Raw genomic sequence first — 17,095 nt, 5'->3', positions numbered from 1 at the left:
AGAGTAATGTTTTTTACCTTGATTTCTTTTTAATTGATAATATTTTGCAAATGTATTGTTTAAAAGTGAAATTTGTCAAGCATCATTAATTAAAGCATATCTTAATAATGCTGGTCCACGTTTAGACATTCTAGTAGATTATTGAGCATTAAAATTACCAGATTGTCTAACTGTACAATCAAGACCTGCATATGCAACTAATTTAGCTGGACTATCGAATTTATCAATATTACCTATTTCACCTAGTATAATTGCGGCATTAGAGTTAGAAATACCGGGTATAGTTAAAATAAGAATTTAATTTGAGTGTCTAGAGAGCTAGTGCAATTCCCTATAGAATTTTTAGCAAGTTCTATTAAATCTACAGCTTTAGACTGTTTAAACCGACCATTAGAACTTTTGTTAAGAATAGTAGTTAATTTCTTAATAGATAAGGTTTTAATTCTATTAGGGTTTGCGCTATCTTTAAGTATTGTATAAGAAGTTTTAGTATGAATACCAGAATTAAAAAAGCTAATATATTCAGGGAAAGGTTCATCAATATAAGAAGTAAGCTTTGTTTTTAAAGAAGCAATAGATTTTTTTAGATTTCTTCTAAATTTAGAAAGTTCTTTAAATGAAGAATAAGCACAAAGTAATGCTGTTTGAGCAATAGAGATAGAATCTATCTTATCGTTTTTAGCATTACGTATAGAAGCTTTTCTTAATCTATTTGTAAGTATAGGATTTAAAATAGTAATTTTAAATCCAAGATTATAGAAATACTTAATAAGGTTATTTCCATAAATAGAAGTAGATTCAATAACTATTAAAACCTCTTCTTTATTGTAATCTTTTAAAGCATCTTTTAGTTTAGAAAAACCAGAAGCATTATTAGTTACAAGAAAAGGTTTACCAATAACTTCATTACTAGAATTAATAACAGAAGCATAGTGTACACCAAATATTATACTAATAGACTTGTAATGAGATTAAAATTTGATAACTTATCCAACTATAAAAAATAGATATAATACTGGGGTAATACTCTCCTTTAAAAAGTAAAACAATAAGAATTCATAAATTATACTCAGTAATTATACTTAAATTATACTTGATAATATTAAAATGTAAAAAACTAAAGAAAGGAGATGTATGATAAAGTTTAAGAACTAACTATATCGTACAAGGAAAATTATGTATTCATTAGATGATTTTAACAAAGATTTTGAACAAATTAAAGAAGTTGTGAATGGTGCAGATTTAAGTAATGGGCTTGATTTAGTTAAATCAAATTTAGGTGATTTTACTACTAAATTAAACGGATTATTTGAAGATAACCAAATTACAAAAGAAGAGTTAACTACATATGTAGATAAAATTAAAGAATTTGCTAAACAATACTTAGGTGAAGAAGCTATAAGCGGTTTAACCGCTAAATTAGAAGAAGCATTAGGCTCATTATTAAAAAATGCAAATGTAGATTCATTACTAGATGCAGCTAAAGGTTTATTTGGTAAATAAAAATTACTGGGGCTGTTGAAAAGTAAGAGTTTTTTTCTTCCTCAATAGTCTCCTCAAAAAAATAGAAGGGATTAATCTAAAAAAATTAGATAATTCCTTTTAATTTTATTTTTTATAAACTGTTGTTGTGTTTTATATTAATCAATAAAATTATACACATCTTATTAGAATTATAATTTCCTATATAATAAAAAAAAGAGATAAAATTTATATGAATTTTCATATATTTTTTATCTCTTTTCATTAATTAGGACTTTTCAACAGCCCCATCTTTTTTATAACATATATTTAGTTATTTTATTAATATGCGTTATTATACATTTTTTCTCACTTTATCTACATTTTATTACCATCTTTAAAATATCTTTATTTTAATACTTCTTAACATATTTTATCAAAAAAAATATTTTTATTCTATATTTTTTTATCAATTTGTTATTTAAAAACATTTATATATATGCCCTCACTTTTACTATAGTATAAAAAGCGAATAAATTGTTAATTTATTAAAATATTCTACTTTAAGATTAACTTATTTAAACACATCCCCTGCTTGTTGATACCAAAATACAAGATCTAATGCATCCATTGGTATACTAACTTTTTTTGAATATTCCTCCATCAAACTTTCAATTTCAAAATATTTCTTTGGAGTTAAAGTTTTAGGAATTTCTTCAATTACACCTAACTCTTTAAGGTTTTTAAGCACATGTCTATCAAGTATCGCTAAATACCTACCATAGCCTAAATTTCTTAATACATGTGCCGCTTCTTTTAAACCCATCCCTTTTACATTTGTTAATATCCAATCTCTTTTTTCTTTTACACCTTCGATTTCTGCTAATATGTTTTTACTATCTAATTTTCCATTTCTAGTCATTAAATCCCTTAATTCTACTAGATATTTAGCTTTATTATTTTTAAATCTTACCACATTTAAATATTCTACTATTTCTTCTGCTGTTCCTTTATATAATAAATCTGTTTCTTTTAATTTTTCAATTGCAGACCAAGCATTTTTTGCTTTACTTTGTGGAGTTAAAATACAGAAAGCTATTTCTGCAAAATAATCTTTTTCACTATATTTTATAGTATTCTCATAACCTTTTATTGCTTTTTCTATTCTATTTAATACTGATTTATATATTTCATCAATTTCTTGTTGTTTAACTTTATTAATTTTCATAATTCACCTTCCTTTCTTATATAATAAAGTAAATTCAAATATTTGTCTATATATTTATTTATAGATTTTTAAAATTTTATATGTTATAATTTATATATGAATTTGAAGGGAGTAAATTATGAATTCTACAGGAACAATTTTAGCAATATATGCTGTAATATTATTACCATTTGCTGGTATTATGTATTATAGTAATGCAAAGAAAAAAAATAAATTTAATGAAATGATGAATAGTTTAACAGTAGGTCAAAAAATAATGACAGTTGGAGGTATAATTGGAACTATTACTAAATTAGATACTGAAACAGTTGAAATTAAAGTTGATCAAAATGCAAGACTTACAATAACAAAAAGAGCTGTTTCACGTATAATAAATTAAGGAGTTTTTATGTTTAAAAAAATAAAAAAAACATTACTTCTTCTAGGTATATGTGTATCATCTTTAACTTTCTCTGCCGTATTGGAGGATGTAAAATATCAAAACGGGGAATTTATACTTAGATTTGACTCTAGTATTACAAAACCAGTAATTAATAAAACTAAAATTACATCTAACAATATTAGTTACAATGTTACAGAACTTAATCTTAAAAATACAAAAATATCTGAAGAAGTACTAAAACAAGTTAATATTAATGATGAATTCTATAAATATATTATGATAGATGAAATAACAAAAGATGTTACGGGAATCTATACATATTCACAATATGGATTTAATTCAAATATTACTTATACCGACAATGAAATTAAAATAAAACAAACTAAAGTTGAGGTTCCCAAAAAAATAAGCCCACTTACAAAAAAACAGTTAGTTATAGTTTTAGATGCTGGACATGGTGGTCATGATTCAGGAGCTAGAGGTCATGGAAAATTAGAAAAAGACATAGCTTTAGATGTAACTTTAAAATTAGCCAAAAATCTTAAAAGAGATCATAAAGTTATACTTACAAGAAATGATGATAATTTCATAACTTTAAGTGAAAGACCAAGAATTGGTAATAAAAATTCTGCTGATTTATTTGTAAGTATACATTTAAATGCTGCATCAAATGAAGCTGCAAATGGTGCTGAAATCTTCTATTTTTCTAAAGAAACTAACCCATATACTTCAAAATTAATAGAACTTGAAGAAAAATATGATGAGGCTCAAGCAAAAAAAGTAAGTATCATTAATCAAATCCTTGGCGATTTTTTTATTAATAGAACTAAAGAAAAAAGCGCTAATTTAGCAAGAGTTATTTTAGATAACTACTCTAAACAAATGAATTTTAGAAAAAGAGGTATATTTGGAGCAAATTTTGCTGTACTTCGTGGTAGTGAATCTGCTTCAATTTTAATAGAACTTGGATTTATAACAAATGAATCAGATAATGTAAAACTAGCAAGTGAAACTGGACAAATGATTGCAGTTAATGCTATTGCAGATGCAATTAGAGAGAATTTTGAGGAGTAAAATTATGAAAAAAAATAAATTATTAATTATTCTATCAAGTTTAGCTATAATAAGTACTATTTCATATTTTTATGTAAATAATAGAGTAAATAACCCTATATTATCTACTGAAAATAGTATTAATAGTGAAATAAAATACCTAACAGTCTATTTATATGATAAAAAAGCAAAAGAATATAAACAGCTTGAAGTTGAGACTGAATCTGCTGTTGTAGATGAAGGTGATTATGTAAATGCTGTAATTAAAAATTCTAGTTTTTATAAGTTAAATGATAACTATAAATTTTTAGCTGCATATTCAATTCAAGATAATGGTAAGAATGTACTAATTATTAAACTAAACAACTATTTTAGTAAATTAAATAACGAATCAATACAAATGTTTGTTAATTCTGTCAAATATACTTTAAAAGAAAATTTTAAAGACTATGATGAAATTAATGTAGAAATAGATGCAAATTAAGGAGAACTTATGTATAACTTAAAAGAAATAGATCAAGAGTTACAAAAATTAGTAACTGATAAAAGATACAATCATATTTTAAGGGTTAGAGATAAGGCAATAGAACTTGCAAAAATATATAATGCACCAACTGAAATTGTAGAAGTTGGTGCTTTATTGCATGATATAGCTAAATATTTTAGTGATGAAAAATCCTACTCTATCATTGAAGATGAATATAAATATATTTTTGATAATGGATTCAAAATAAATCAAGTATTACACGGATTTGCCGCTGCAGCTTACGCTAAGAAAAGATTTAATATAACAGATGAAATAATACTTGATTCCCTAAGATATCATACAATAGGTCGTTCAGAAATGACCTTAGTAGATAAAATCGTTTATTTAGCCGATGCTATTGAAGATGGTAGAAACTATCCAAATGTTGATTTAATAAGAGCTGAAGCAATAAAAAATTTAGATTCAGCTATATTAATGGAGATTAATTTTAAATTACAACACTTAATTAATAAAAATGTTACTATACATCCAAATACGATTTTATTTAGAAATAAACTTATAAATAAAGGTGAATAAATGAATAAAATTTTTGAAAGTAAATTTATATGCAAAAATCGTAGATTTGCTTTTGCATATACTGAAAATAATGAAAAAGTATTAATTAGAGATTTAAACTTTAATAATGCTTTTGATGGAGACACAGTTAAAGTTGAAATTATTGATGAGGAAAAACTAATAGGTAAAGTTTTACAAGTTTTAAAAAGACAGAAAACACCATATTTTGGAAATGTTATTTTGTGTAAAAGAAATAAATATATAATTAGGCTTAATCGTAGTGATTTAATCGTTACTACTTCATCAAATAAAATAAAAATAAAACATGGAGATATATTAAGTTTTACAATTGATTACTCTACTTTAAATAAAGACGATATAAAAGTTAATGTAATAACAAATTTTGGGAATATTAATAATTCAAATAACTTATTAAATTCTTTGCTGTATGCTGCAAATATCTCAGTAGGATTTAATCCAGAAATAAAAAAAGAAACTGTACAAATTAAAAAACCGGAAATTACTGAAGAATTAAATTATAGAGTTGATTTACGTGAACAAAATACTGTCACTATAGATGATATTACTGCAAAAGATCTTGATGATGCCATCTATTTAGAAAAGGATGACAATAGTTATACTTTATATGTTAGTATTGCCGATGTATCTCATTTTGTTAAAGAATACTCTACTCTTGATTTAGAAGCTGCAAAAAGAGGAAATAGTATTTATCTAGCTGAACAAGTTATTCCAATGTTACCAAAAAAATTATCAAATAACTTATGTTCTTTAAATCCAGATGAAGATAAATTAACATTTACTGTAAAATTAAAATATGACTTAAATGGAAAATTAATTGAAAGTGACTTCTTTAAATCAATTATTAGATCACATCATAGATTAAATTATGATGATGTAAATAATATGTATCATAATAACGATAAAAGTTTTCCTATGTTATGGGATATGTTAGATTTATCAAGATTATTAAGAAATCAAAAAAATAAAAAAGGGATGATTAATTTCAATATACCAGAAATTAAATTAATACTTGATGAAAACGGAGATATTATTAATATTTCAAGAAGAGTTTCTGGACTATCACAAGAATTAATTGAAGATTTTATGGTTGCTGCAAATGAAGCAGTAGCAGAATATTTGCATTGGCAAAATACTCCTGCTATTTATAGAGTACATGAAGCTCCAGAAATTGATACATTAAGGACCTTAAATCAAAAACTTAATATTTTAGGTTATAACATTAATAATATAATGGATGTACACCCTGGAAAAATAGCAAAAATAATTGATAAGAGTGCAGATGATGATAATTCATATTTAATACATAAAACAATTTTAAAAGCAATGAAAAGAGCTAAATATATGAATGAAAACAAGGGACATTTTGGCCTTGCTTTAGATAATTATCTACATTTTACATCACCAATTAGAAGATATTCAGATTTAATCGTTCATAGAATGTTACAATATTCATTAACAAATAAAAAATTATCTACTAAATATATAGATAAAAAATTAGAAGAATATAAAATGATTGCAGAACATATATCTAAGACTGAAAGAATTGCAGAAAGACTAGAAAAAGATTCAATTAAATTAAAGTTATTAGATTATATGAAGAAAGACCTAAACGAAGTTTTTGAAGCAAGAATTTCTGGCATTATTACAGGTAAATTATTCTTACAACTTGAAAATTTAGTTGAAGTTGTATTCTATGATAATGATAGTTATAAGTATACTATTACTGATAATCTATTAGTTGATAATAAAGGAAATCAATTTAATATTGGAGATAAAGTTAAAATCAAAATTATTAAATTAGATTATGAAAGAATTGAAATTATATCGGAGGTAATTTAATGAAATTGTTAGCTAATAATAAAAAAGCATATTTTGATTATTTTATAGAGGATGAATATGATGCCGGTATAGAACTTAAAGGTACCGAGGTAAAATCAATTAAACTAGGAAAGGTTAGTATCAAAGAAAGCTTTGTTAGAATAATTAAAAATGAAGTTTGGATACTAGGAATGTTTGTATCACAATATACTTTTGGTAATATCTATAATGTTAATGAAACGAGAGTTAGAAAATTATTATTAAATAAAAGAGAAATAAAAAAATTATCGGAAAAAGTAAAAGAACAAGGATATACAATTGTTCCTTTAACTGTATATAATAAAGATGGTCTTGTAAAAGTAAAAATAGCTACCGCACGTGGAAAGAAAAACTATGATAAACGTGAAAGTATTAAACAAAGAGATATTTCAAGAGATATTAGAAAAAATTACTAAAAAAGGAATTATGCAAAGTAGTGCATAATTCCTTTTTTTTAATGTTTAATTACATATTCAAATGTACTTAAGGCAGCTTTCGCTCCTTCACCCATTGCTATAATTATTTGTTTATGTTTTGTGTTTGTACAATCACCTGCTGCAAAAATTCCAGGTACAGATGTCATATTCATTTCATCAATAACAATCTCTCCTGCTTTATTAGTTTCAACTAAATCTTTTACAAGATCAGAATTTGCACTTAAACCAATTTCTACAAATAATCCATCCATTTTTAATTCAAATTCATCTGAATTATTTCTATTTCTCAATTTAGCAATTTCTGCATACACATTTCCTACGATTTCAGTTACAGCTGATGATAAATATACTCTGACATTTTCAAGTGTAGCTAATCTATCTTGTAATACTTTATCCGCTTTTAATTCATCCATATATTCAACTAATACAACATTTTTAGCAATATTTGAAATTTCAATTGCAGCTTCCACACCCGAATTTCCTCCACCTACAATAACTACATCCTTATTTCTATAGAATGGTCCATCACAAGTAGAACAATAATGTACTCCTCTTCCTGTATATTCTTTTTCTCCAGGTATTCCTAATTGTCTCCATTTTGCTCCAGTAGCAATTATTATAGTTTTAGTTAATACAGCTTTATTATCATCTGTAATTACTTTTTTTAATGCACCTTCATCGACAATTTCCTTTACTCTATGTCCTTTATAAAAATAAACTTCATATTCTGCTAAATGCTTTTCAAGCTCCATCGCATAGTCAAATCCATTTGTTAAAGGTACTCCAATTATATTTTCTATTTCATTTGTATCTAAAATCTGTCCTCCAATATCTTCACCTATCATTGCTGTTTTTAAACCTTTTCTAACAGCATAAATACTAGCAGAAACAGCAGATGGTCCAGCACCTATTACAATAGTATCATAAGTAATAGTTTCATCAAATTTTAATATTTTACTCATTGTTCCTCCATTATTTTGTTATTTTAATTATTTTCTTTTTACCACAACGAATAATAGTTCCATCTTCTAATTTAATAACTTCATTTATATTTTGAACTGCAACATCATTAACTTTCATTGCTTTTTGATCAATTAATCTTCTTCCTTCACTATTTGAAGAAATAAAGTTTAATTTAGTAAGTAATTCTAAAGCTGGTAATTCATTCTCTTCTATTTTAATTTCAGGTAATTCTACATTTAAATTTTTATTACTGAAGACATTTTCAAACCATAACTTTGCTTCACTTGCTTTTTCTTCTCCGTAATATTCTTTAACTAATTCAAACCCAAGTCTTTTCTTTGATTCCATTGGATGTTGTGTAGCTAACATTTCTTTAACTTCTTCTAATGGTAAATTTGTAATCATTTCATAGTAATTTGGCATTAATTCATCAGAAATTGACATTATTTTACCAAACATATCCGTTGGTGTATCTTGAATTGAAATATAGTTTCCTAAAGATTTAGACATTTTTTCAACACCATCTAATCCAACTAAAATAGGCATTATCATACATGTTTGTTGTTCTTGATCAAAATTCTTTTGCAAATCTCTTCCTCTTAATAAGTTAAATTTTTGCTCAGTAGCACCTAATTCTACATCAGCTTCTAGAGCAACTGAATCATACCCTTGTAATATTGGATAAGTAAATTCAATTAATGAAACTGGAAGATTATTAGCTAATCTCTTAGAAAAATCTTCTCTTTGTATCATTTGAGATACAGTAAACATTGATAATAGTTTTAACATTTCTTCTAAAGTTAGTTTTTCTAACCATTCATGGTTATATACAACTTTAATTTTATCTAAATCTAAAATTAATTTTACTTGCTCTAAATATGTTCTAATATTTTCTTGTATAGTTTCAAAACTTAACATTTTTCTTGTTTCAGATTTTCCAGTTGGATCTCCTATTCTTGCAGTAAATGTACCTATTAAAAAGTTAACTTCATGTCCTAAGTCTTGAAATTGTTTTAATTTTCTAATGGGTACCGCATGTCCTAAATGTAGTTCAGAACCAGTAGGATCGATACCAAACTTAATCTTTAAAGGTTTTTTATTTTTAATTGATTTTTCTAATTTTTTCTTAAATTCTTCTTCGCTTATTATTTCTTCACATCCTCTTTTAAGAATGTTAAATTGTCTCTCTACTTCTTGTTTTAACTCTAATTCTGTCATTTTTCCTCCTATCCACTATTTCTTAAACCTGTTGCAATACCATTTATACTCGTATGTATTGCTTTATTTACTTCTTCAGTATTATTTCCACATCTTTCTTGTCTTATTAATTCTATTTGTAAATAATTTAGGGCATTAAAATATGGTAATCTATTTTTTAAACTTAACGTTAACATTTCATTGTCTTCAAGCAAGTAATTAATACCTGTAATTTGTTTTAATAAATCAAATGTTAATTGCCATTCGTTATTTATCATATTAAATATTTTTTCAGACAATTCTTTATTATTAACAAGGTTTGCATATTCTCTTGCAATATTCATATCTGTTTTTGAAAGTACCATCTCTAAATTAGATAATAAAGCCTTAAAGAATGGCCAATTATTATACATAAATCTTAATACTTCCAAACCATTATTTTCTTTTATCCATTTATCAAATGAAGAACCCACACCATACCAACCTGGTAACATTACTCTAGTTTGCGACCATGAAAATACCCAAGGTATAGCTCTTAATCCTTCAATATCTAATACTTTTTTTCTAGATGATGGTCTTGAACCTATATTTAATGAAGACACTTCATTTATTGGTGTTGATTCAAAGAAATATTCAGAAAAACCATCTGTATCATAAACTAAATTTCTATACTCTTTGTAGCTGATTTCAGAAATTTGTTCCATTATATTTTCATATTCTTTTATATCTTTTGTTTCATCTTTAAGACTTTTTTCTAATGTAGCAGATAATAAAGCTTCTAGGTTAAATTTACCTAAATCTAAATTTCCATATTTAGCACCAATAACTTCTCCTTGCTCAGTAAGTCTAATTTTACCAAGTATAGAACCACTAGGTTGTGATAATATTGCTTCATAACTTGGTCCTCCTCCACGACCAACTGTTCCACCACGTCCGTGGAAGAAATTTAATTTAACATTATATTCTTTAGCTAAATTTACTAATTCTTTTTGAGCTTTATATAAATACCAGCTTGAAGTTATATATCCTCCATCTTTGTTACTGTCAGAATATCCAAGCATTATTTCTTGAACTCCTCCATTAATACTTAACCATTTTTTTACAATCGATAATTCAAACCATGTTCTCATTATTTCTTCAGAATTCTTTAAATCTTCAATACTTTCAAATAATGGTGAAATATTAACTTTGCCATCTAAATCAAACTCTTTTAATAGTAATGCAAGTTCAAGCATATCAGATATTTCTACAGTATGTGAAATTATATTTTGTTTAATTATATTTTTACCAAAAATATTAATTAATTTTTTCATAGTTCCAAATATTTTTAGTTCTTTTTCTAAAGCTTCTGATTTAAAACAATTTACTGAACTTAACTTTCTTGGTTCATTTTCTATTTGATTAATTAATATTTTACATTTTTCTCCTTCTTTTAACTGTGAATAATTTTCAGTTATTTTAGCAATTTTAAGTAATTCATTAACACAATATTCATATACACTTGAATCCTGTCTTAAATCTATAGATGATAAATGATATCCAAAAACTTTTACAGCTTCAATTAATTCATCTAATCTACCATATGCTAAAATTTCATCACTATATGTTTCAATAGATTTTCTTATTATTAGAAGATCTTTTAATAATTTTTTTGAATTATAATATGAATCATACGGCAATTCTAATTTATCATCTAATAATTTAATTTTTACATCTCTTAAACTATCTAAAATATATGATATTGCTAATCTATATGGTTCATACACTCTATGTTCAGATGTATCTTTTGATAATTTTACTAATTCTTTTAACTCATCACTATAATCATTTTTTAAACTTGAAATTGAAAATTCTCTATATAATTTCTCAAGTTCAGAAATATAGTAAGTAATCGCTTTATCAACTTGTGAATAAGCAGCATTTAATAATGTTTCTTCAGTTACAAATGGATTACCATCTCTATCTCCACCTATCCATGTCCCCATTATGATTGGTGTATAAGAATTTGAAAATATCCCTAATTTTTTTGCTAAATCCTTAAATTTTAAATTAATCTTAGGAATTGCCTTTAAGAATGTTGAATCATAATAACTTAGTGAATTTGTGATTTCATTACTTACTCTTAATTTTGAGTTTCTTAAAATATCTGTTCTCCATAATAAGTTAATATTTTTTCTAAGTTCATTCATCCACTCATTTTCATCAAGTAATTTATGTTCAACTAATTCTCTTTTTTCTAAAATCTCATAAATATTTTGTGTTAAATCTAATACAGACTTTCTTTGTACTTGAGTAGGGTGTGCAGTTAGTACTGGTACTACTCTAATATCTAGAAATACTTCTTTCAACTTTTCTTTATCCATATTATCTAAGTTTAATTTATTAACTAAATTTTCTATCATACCTTCAGTATAATTTTTATTAATTGTATTATATTTTAACATTCTAGATTGATATACATCCTCTACAATATTTATTAATAAAGGTAAAATTGTTAGTAATCTTACAACATTAGATTCAATTTTTCCATTATCTTTAAAATGCTTTTCATTTTCTAAAATTGAAACGATATCTACATCTGGAACAATCTCTGAAAGTATACTTTTAATAACATCAATCTCTTTATTAATTAATCCTTTATTTAACTTAATTTCATTATCTGGCTTTAATATAACTGAATTCATATTGACCTCACATTATTTTCTTTTTTTCTTGCTTTCTCCAGTTTTTGAACTACTTTTTGAATTACTTCTTGATCTACTTCTTTTTCTACCGCCATCTCCTGCTTTATCAGAGTTCGCAACTTCAACCATTGGCTTATTATTTTTAGCCGTATTTTTGTTAAATATTTTAATAATTGTTTCTGCCTCTTCTAAAGGTACAGTAATGAATGAAAAGTTGGGCATAACTTTAACATCTTTTATTTTTCTTCCTGGTACTTTTGTTTTTTCATGTATAAGTTTTAATAATTTATTTACATTTAAACCATCTTTTTCTCCAAGAGCAATAAATAATCTAGTATTATCTTTTATTTCTACTTGTACATTTTTTATTTTACTATAGCTAGCAGGTATAAATTCATCATCATAAATATGTCTTAATAATGATGCAACTGCAGCTTCAGTATTTTTACCTTTTAATATTTTATTTGCTAAATTTAAATATAATTTATAATCATTTTCTATCATTATTTCTTCAACAGAAGCTATTAATAATTCTTCCTTAGCTTTAATAATATCTTCTATATTAGGTATATTTTCTTTTTTAATTTCAGATTTTGTTTCTCTTTTAATTTGTGCTAATTTTCTAGATTCTTGTGGTGTAACAAATGTAATTGCAATACCTTTATTTCCAGCTCTTCCTGTTCTTCCAATTCTATGAACATATGAGTCAGATTCTTGTGGTATTGAATAATTTATAACATGAGTTAAATTACTTACATCTATTCCACGAGCAGCAACGTCAGTTGCAACTAAAATATTTAAAATTTTATTTTTAAATAAATCTAATGCTTTTTCCCTTAATCCTTGAGTAATATCTCCATGAATTGCTTCAGCGTCATAATTTCTCGCTTTTAATTTATTTGTAACTTCATCAACTTCTGATTTTGTTCTACAGAATACTATTCCATAAAAATCTGGTTTATAATCAAGTACTCTACATAATGCTTCAAATTTATCTTCTCTTCTAACCTCAAAATAAATTTGCTCTGTTAAATGTGTAGTTAATTCCTTTTTCTGAACTTTTAATATTTTATGTTCAGGCATGAATCTCTTTGCTATTGCTAAAATTGGTTTAGGAATAGTTGCTGAGAAAAATAACATTTTTTTATCTTCATTTGTTTTTTCTAATATTAACTCAATATCTTCAATGAATCCCATATTTAACATTTCATCTGCTTCATCTAAAACGAAATACTCTAATTCACTTAACTTTAATGCACCTTTGTTTATCATATCAATAACACGACCAGGTGTTCCAACAACAATATCAACACCTTTTTTAAGGTTTTTAATTTGATTTTCAATTGAAGCCCCACCATAAACTGCTAAAACCTTAACATCTTTCTCACCTTTTAGTGAATAAATTTCATCACTTACTTGATTTGCTAATTCTCTTGTAGGAGCCAAAATTAAAGCTTTTACTTTTTTTGTAGGGATAATTCTTTCTAATATAGGAATTGAAAACGCAGCTGTTTTACCAGTTCCTGTTTGAGCTTGACCAATTAAATGTGTCTCCTCTTTTAATAATTCTGGTATAACTAACGCTTGTATTTCACTAGGTGTAGTAAACCCTTTCTTTTCTAATGCTTCTAGCATTTCATTACTTAAATTGTAATCTCTAAAATTCATCTGTACCTTCTTTCTTAAAATCGCTAGGATATTCAAGAAGGAATTTACCTAACTTACCTATCCTATACTCTTTGAGTAATCTTCTTGAGATTATCTCATAACTAAATTTTTCACTCTTATGTATTCCTAATCTTTTTTCCAATAATTCAAAAATTTCTATGTTTGTTTTATCAGTTAAAGTATCTACATCTAAATTATATGAATCTATTAAATTATTAATAATATCTTGTTTTTTCATAATATCTACTAATCTATTTGATACTTCTTCTAAAGGAAGAATATCATCTCTAATAGATCCGGTGATCGCTAAATTAAATGAAACTAAATTATCTTCAAATTTAGGCCATAATACTCCTGGCGTATCTAATAACTCAAATTTTTCATCTACTGTTATCCACTGTTTACCTCTTGTAAACCCAGGTTTATTACCAACTTTAGCCTTATTTTTATTCGAAAATTTATTAATAAATTTAGACTTACCTACATTAGGAATACCTACTATCATCGCTCTAACGACTGTTTTCCTTAAACCTTTTTTCTTCATTTTTTCAAGTTTTTCATCATAAATTTTATTCACTATTTTTCTTAGTTCATTAAAATTTTTATTTTTTTCAACACTTATTGCCAAAAAATGATGAGATATATTATTGTCAATAAAATACCTTTCCCATTCTTTAAGTTTTGCTTCATCAACTAAATCAGTTTTATTTAAAACAATAACTCTTAATTTATTTTTGGCTAAAGTTTCAATATCTGGATTTTTACTTGAAATTGGTATTCTTGCATCTAATATTTCTATAACTAAATCAACAATTTTTAAATTTTCCACTATCATTTCTTTAGTTTTTTTCATATGACCTGGATACCAGTTAATCATCACACTCATTTTCTTCTCCGCTCGCTATAAAAAGTACTATTTCACCTTTTACATTTCTTTTTTCTAATTTTTCTATTAATTCACTCGTTTTACCTCTAAGTATTTCTTCGTACATTTTAGTAAGTTCACGAGTAATTACGACATATCTATCACCTAAATAAGTTTGTATATCTTTTAAAGTCTTTACTATTCTATTTGGTGATTCTAAAATAATTATTGCTCTTTCTTCTTTTTGAAGTTTTAAAAATAAAGTTTGTCTTCCTTTCTTTTTAGGAAGAAATCCCTCATATGCCATACGTCTTGTATCTATACCAGCTATTGCAGCACCTGTTGTAATAGATGACGGCCCAGGTATCGCAGTTACTTTAATTTCTTCCTTTAATGCCGCATCTACAAGTTCATACCCAGGATCTGAAATACAAGGCATCCCGGCATCAGTAACGATTGCAACATTTTTGTCTTCTTTCAATAATTTAATTATATTATCTATTTGATATTGTTTATTATGTTCATGATATTGATATACTTTTGTATCAATCTCATAATGATTAAGTAATCTTTTAGTTACCCTAGTATCTTCTGCAAAAATATATTCTACTTCTTTTAAAGTTCTAACAGCTCTAAAAGTCATATCTTCTAAATTTCCAATAGGTGTTCCTACTATATATAACATACCATCACTCTATTTCTTTTCTTTATTTTCTTCTAATAATAAATCTTTTTTTGTTTTTTTATCAGATTTATCATCTTCTTTTTTATCAGGAGTAACTTTCTCTCCTAAAAGATGACTTACAGCAGCTTTAAGTTGTCTGTCACCTTCTTTTATAATTTCAGCTGTTTTTTCTTTACCTTCTGTTTCCTCTAATATCTTTATTATTTCTTTTCTTCTATTTTCTTTTGCTTCTTTTGTTTCAGTTGAATAACCTTTATCAGATAATAAAGCATTCATTTTAATATAGATATTAGGTTCTATACCATTTTTATTAATATTATTATTTTTTGGTGTTGAATATTCTGCTATTGTAAGCTTAAGAGCATCTTTTTCATTTTTAAATGGATAAATACCTTGCGCAACTCCTTTACCATAAGTTGTTTCACCAATAATTGTTGCTCTTTCATAATCTTTTAGCACACCTGTTACAATTTCAGAAGCTGATGCAGATCCTTTATTTACAAGAATAACCATATCTCCTTTAAAAATTTGATTTCCTACTCTTGTATATTTTTTATCTACTCCTAACTTTGTTTTTAAAGATACAATTAAATTGTCTGGTACAAACATTGACGCTATTTCAACAGCTTCTTGAAGAGAACCTCCCGGATTTGTTCTTAAATCAAAAATTAATTTCTCCATACCCTGTTTTTCTAGATCTAATATTGCAGTTTTAATTTCTTCACCAACTTTGCTTCCAAATTGTAATAAAGATATATATCCAATTTTGTTATCTTTGTCAAACATTTTATATTCCACATTATCAAGCTTGATTGTTGCTCTCGTTAATGTAATTATTAGAGGAGCTTTACGTCCACGTCTATATATTTCTACTTTAACTTTGGTATTTTCATCTCCTCTTAACTTTTTTGAACTTTCAGTAGCTGTTAAATCTAATATGTCTACATCATCAATTTTAGTAATGATATCACCAATTTGAATTCCAGCTTTAAATGCCGGTCCACCAATAAATGGTGAGATTACTTCCATATAATCTCCTTTTTCTTTTCTAATTGACATTCCAACACCTACATAAACTCCATCTAAATCTTCATTAAGCTCATTTAAATCTTTTTCACTTAAATATTCAGAATAAGGATCTTTTAGACTTTTCACCATACCACGAAGTGCAGCTTCATAAAGTGATTCTTTATCTACTTCTTCTGATCCAACCCAAATTTCATTTATATAATTTATGGTTTGAATAATTTTATTTATATTTTTAATATCAACTGTTGCATTAGCTCTTTGAACTGCTAATACTTCCTTTTTCTTTTCAATTTGTGTTTCTTCAGAATATGTTACATATCCAAATAAGCCAATTAAGAAAACAGTTAATAAATGCTTTTTATTTATTTTCATAAATTACTTGTATGATATAGTTAGTTCTTAAACTTTATCATACAACTCCTTTCTTTAGTTTTTTACATTTTAATATTATCAAGTATAATTTAAGTATAATTACTGAGTATAATTTATGAATTCTTATTGT

General features: G+C 25.6%; 17 protein-coding genes and 1 pseudogene. 8 read left to right on the top strand and 10 right to left on the bottom strand.

Annotation, left to right across the window (positions count from 1 at the left end; translation table 11 throughout):
• Positions 1-138 precede the first annotated feature (138 nt).
• Complete coding sequence (locus GM111_RS08570) at positions 139-282, bottom strand: transposase (RefSeq protein ID WP_408022633.1); 144 nt, start codon at positions 280-282, stop codon at positions 139-141.
• A 24-nt stretch (positions 283-306) separates the two neighbouring features.
• On the opposite strand from GM111_RS08570, the gene GM111_RS08385 reads away from it, so the two are divergent.
• The gene (locus GM111_RS08385) at positions 307-480 is read left to right on the top strand and encodes a hypothetical protein (protein WP_231479760.1); all 174 of its coding nucleotides are present in this window, start codon (positions 307-309) and stop codon (positions 478-480) included.
• A gap of 56 nt (positions 481-536) precedes the next feature.
• Here the strand turns inward: GM111_RS08385 and GM111_RS08565 are convergent.
• A pseudogene (locus tag GM111_RS08565) lies at positions 537-947 on the bottom strand (IS110 family transposase); the annotation flags it as partial.
• Between the two features lie 229 nt (positions 948-1,176).
• On the opposite strand from GM111_RS08565, the gene GM111_RS03560 reads away from it, so the two are divergent.
• The gene (locus GM111_RS03560; RefSeq protein ID WP_156299502.1) at positions 1,177-1,503 is read left to right on the top strand and encodes a hypothetical protein; all 327 of its coding nucleotides are present in this window, start codon (positions 1,177-1,179) and stop codon (positions 1,501-1,503) included.
• A gap of 532 nt (positions 1,504-2,035) precedes the next feature.
• On the opposite strand, the gene GM111_RS03555 is transcribed toward GM111_RS03560, so the two are convergent.
• Positions 2,036-2,689 (bottom strand): N-glycosylase/DNA lyase, encoded by a 654-nt coding sequence (locus GM111_RS03555; protein WP_156299501.1) that lies wholly within the window; start codon positions 2,687-2,689, stop codon positions 2,036-2,038.
• 118 nt (positions 2,690-2,807) lie between these two features.
• Here GM111_RS03555 and yajC point away from each other — a divergent pair, with 118 nt between their 5' ends.
• Genes yajC through smpB form a run of 6 tightly spaced genes read left to right on the top strand, consistent with a single transcriptional unit; the run spans position 2,808 to position 7,481 of the window.
• Positions 2,808-3,068, top strand: a complete 261-nt coding sequence (yajC, locus tag GM111_RS03550) for a preprotein translocase subunit YajC (protein WP_156299500.1) — start codon at positions 2,808-2,810, stop codon at positions 3,066-3,068.
• A gap of 9 nt (positions 3,069-3,077) precedes the next feature.
• Entirely contained in the window at positions 3,078-4,145 is a 1,068-nt protein-coding gene (locus tag GM111_RS03545) for an N-acetylmuramoyl-L-alanine amidase family protein (protein ID WP_156299499.1), read from the top strand.
• A gap of 4 nt (positions 4,146-4,149) precedes the next feature.
• Positions 4,150-4,608: a hypothetical protein gene (locus GM111_RS03540; protein WP_156299498.1), complete on the top strand. Its 459-nt coding sequence runs from the start codon at positions 4,150-4,152 to the stop codon at positions 4,606-4,608.
• A 9-nt stretch (positions 4,609-4,617) separates the two neighbouring features.
• Entirely contained in the window at positions 4,618-5,187 is a 570-nt protein-coding gene (gene yqeK / locus GM111_RS03535; RefSeq protein ID WP_156299497.1) for a bis(5'-nucleosyl)-tetraphosphatase (symmetrical) YqeK, read from the top strand.
• Positions 5,188-7,047, top strand: a complete 1,860-nt coding sequence (locus GM111_RS03530) for a ribonuclease R family protein (RefSeq protein ID WP_156299496.1) — start codon at positions 5,188-5,190, stop codon at positions 7,045-7,047.
• Positions 7,047-7,481 carry an SsrA-binding protein SmpB gene (smpB, locus tag GM111_RS03525; RefSeq protein ID WP_156299495.1) on the top strand — a complete coding sequence of 145 codons (435 nt, stop codon included), beginning with the start codon at positions 7,047-7,049 and terminating at the stop codon, positions 7,479-7,481. The genes GM111_RS03530 and smpB overlap by 1 nt, the downstream gene beginning before the upstream one ends.
• A gap of 38 nt (positions 7,482-7,519) precedes the next feature.
• Here smpB and GM111_RS03520 read toward each other — a convergent pair whose 3' ends face one another.
• From GM111_RS03520 to GM111_RS03490, 7 genes are read right to left on the bottom strand one after another with little or no spacing between them, the layout of a single operon-like run.
• Positions 7,520-8,464 (bottom strand): FAD-dependent oxidoreductase, encoded by a 945-nt coding sequence (locus GM111_RS03520; protein ID WP_156299494.1) that lies wholly within the window; start codon positions 8,462-8,464, stop codon positions 7,520-7,522.
• A gap of 10 nt (positions 8,465-8,474) precedes the next feature.
• Entirely contained in the window at positions 8,475-9,683 is a 1,209-nt protein-coding gene (gene tyrS / locus GM111_RS03515) for a tyrosine--tRNA ligase (protein WP_156299493.1), read from the bottom strand.
• A gap of 8 nt (positions 9,684-9,691) precedes the next feature.
• Positions 9,692-12,346, bottom strand: a complete 2,655-nt coding sequence (gene ppc / locus GM111_RS03510; protein WP_156299492.1) for a phosphoenolpyruvate carboxylase — start codon at positions 12,344-12,346, stop codon at positions 9,692-9,694.
• Between the two features lie 12 nt (positions 12,347-12,358).
• On the bottom strand, positions 12,359-14,014 hold the full coding sequence (locus GM111_RS03505; RefSeq protein ID WP_156299491.1) for a DEAD/DEAH box helicase: 1,656 nt from the start codon (positions 14,012-14,014) through the stop codon (positions 12,359-12,361).
• Entirely contained in the window at positions 14,004-14,900 is an 897-nt protein-coding gene (ylqF, locus tag GM111_RS03500; protein WP_156299490.1) for a ribosome biogenesis GTPase YlqF, read from the bottom strand. Before ylqF ends, GM111_RS03505 begins: the two co-directional genes overlap by 11 nt.
• Positions 14,884-15,564, bottom strand: coding sequence for a 16S rRNA (cytidine(1402)-2'-O)-methyltransferase (gene rsmI, locus GM111_RS03495; RefSeq protein ID WP_156299489.1), 681 nt, complete (start codon positions 15,562-15,564; stop codon positions 14,884-14,886). The genes ylqF and rsmI overlap by 17 nt, the downstream gene beginning before the upstream one ends.
• A 9-nt stretch (positions 15,565-15,573) precedes the next feature.
• Positions 15,574-16,965, bottom strand: a complete 1,392-nt coding sequence (locus GM111_RS03490; protein ID WP_156299488.1) for a S41 family peptidase — start codon at positions 16,963-16,965, stop codon at positions 15,574-15,576.
• Positions 16,966-17,095 lie beyond the last annotated feature (130 nt).

The sequence above is a fragment of the Streptobacillus canis genome, from assembly GCF_009733925.1.
GTDB classification, from domain to species: Bacteria; Fusobacteriota; Fusobacteriia; order Fusobacteriales; family Leptotrichiaceae; genus Streptobacillus; species Streptobacillus canis.
The sequence above is the reverse complement of the archived record's forward strand: the minus strand, read 5'-3'. Positions and strand labels throughout refer to the sequence as shown.

Excerpts from the sequence above, each read along its gene's own strand:
- rsmI (WP_156299489.1), bottom strand. The coding sequence starts at position 15,564 with ATGTTATATATAGTAGGAACACCTATTGGAAATTTAGAAGATATGACT.
- GM111_RS03555 (WP_156299501.1), bottom strand. The coding sequence starts at position 2,689 with ATGAAAATTAATAAAGTTAAACAACAAGAAATTGATGAAATATATAAA.
- GM111_RS03530 (WP_156299496.1), top strand. The coding sequence starts at position 5,188 with ATGAATAAAATTTTTGAAAGTAAATTTATATGCAAAAATCGTAGATTT.
- GM111_RS03520 (WP_156299494.1), bottom strand. The coding sequence starts at position 8,464 with ATGAGTAAAATATTAAAATTTGATGAAACTATTACTTATGATACTATT.
- smpB (WP_156299495.1), top strand. The coding sequence starts at position 7,047 with ATGAAATTGTTAGCTAATAATAAAAAAGCATATTTTGATTATTTTATA.
- GM111_RS03490 (WP_156299488.1), bottom strand. The coding sequence starts at position 16,965 with ATGAAAATAAATAAAAAGCATTTATTAACTGTTTTCTTAATTGGCTTA.
- GM111_RS03545 (WP_156299499.1), top strand. The coding sequence starts at position 3,078 with ATGTTTAAAAAAATAAAAAAAACATTACTTCTTCTAGGTATATGTGTA.
- ppc (WP_156299492.1), bottom strand. The coding sequence starts at position 12,346 with ATGAATTCAGTTATATTAAAGCCAGATAATGAAATTAAGTTAAATAAA.
- yqeK (WP_156299497.1), top strand. The coding sequence starts at position 4,618 with ATGTATAACTTAAAAGAAATAGATCAAGAGTTACAAAAATTAGTAACT.
- GM111_RS03540 (WP_156299498.1), top strand. The coding sequence starts at position 4,150 with ATGAAAAAAAATAAATTATTAATTATTCTATCAAGTTTAGCTATAATA.
- ylqF (WP_156299490.1), bottom strand. The coding sequence starts at position 14,900 with ATGAGTGTGATGATTAACTGGTATCCAGGTCATATGAAAAAAACTAAA.
- yajC (WP_156299500.1), top strand. The coding sequence starts at position 2,808 with ATGAATTCTACAGGAACAATTTTAGCAATATATGCTGTAATATTATTA.
- GM111_RS03505 (WP_156299491.1), bottom strand. The coding sequence starts at position 14,014 with ATGAATTTTAGAGATTACAATTTAAGTAATGAAATGCTAGAAGCATTA.
- tyrS (WP_156299493.1), bottom strand. The coding sequence starts at position 9,683 with ATGACAGAATTAGAGTTAAAACAAGAAGTAGAGAGACAATTTAACATT.
- GM111_RS03560 (WP_156299502.1), top strand. The coding sequence starts at position 1,177 with ATGTATTCATTAGATGATTTTAACAAAGATTTTGAACAAATTAAAGAA.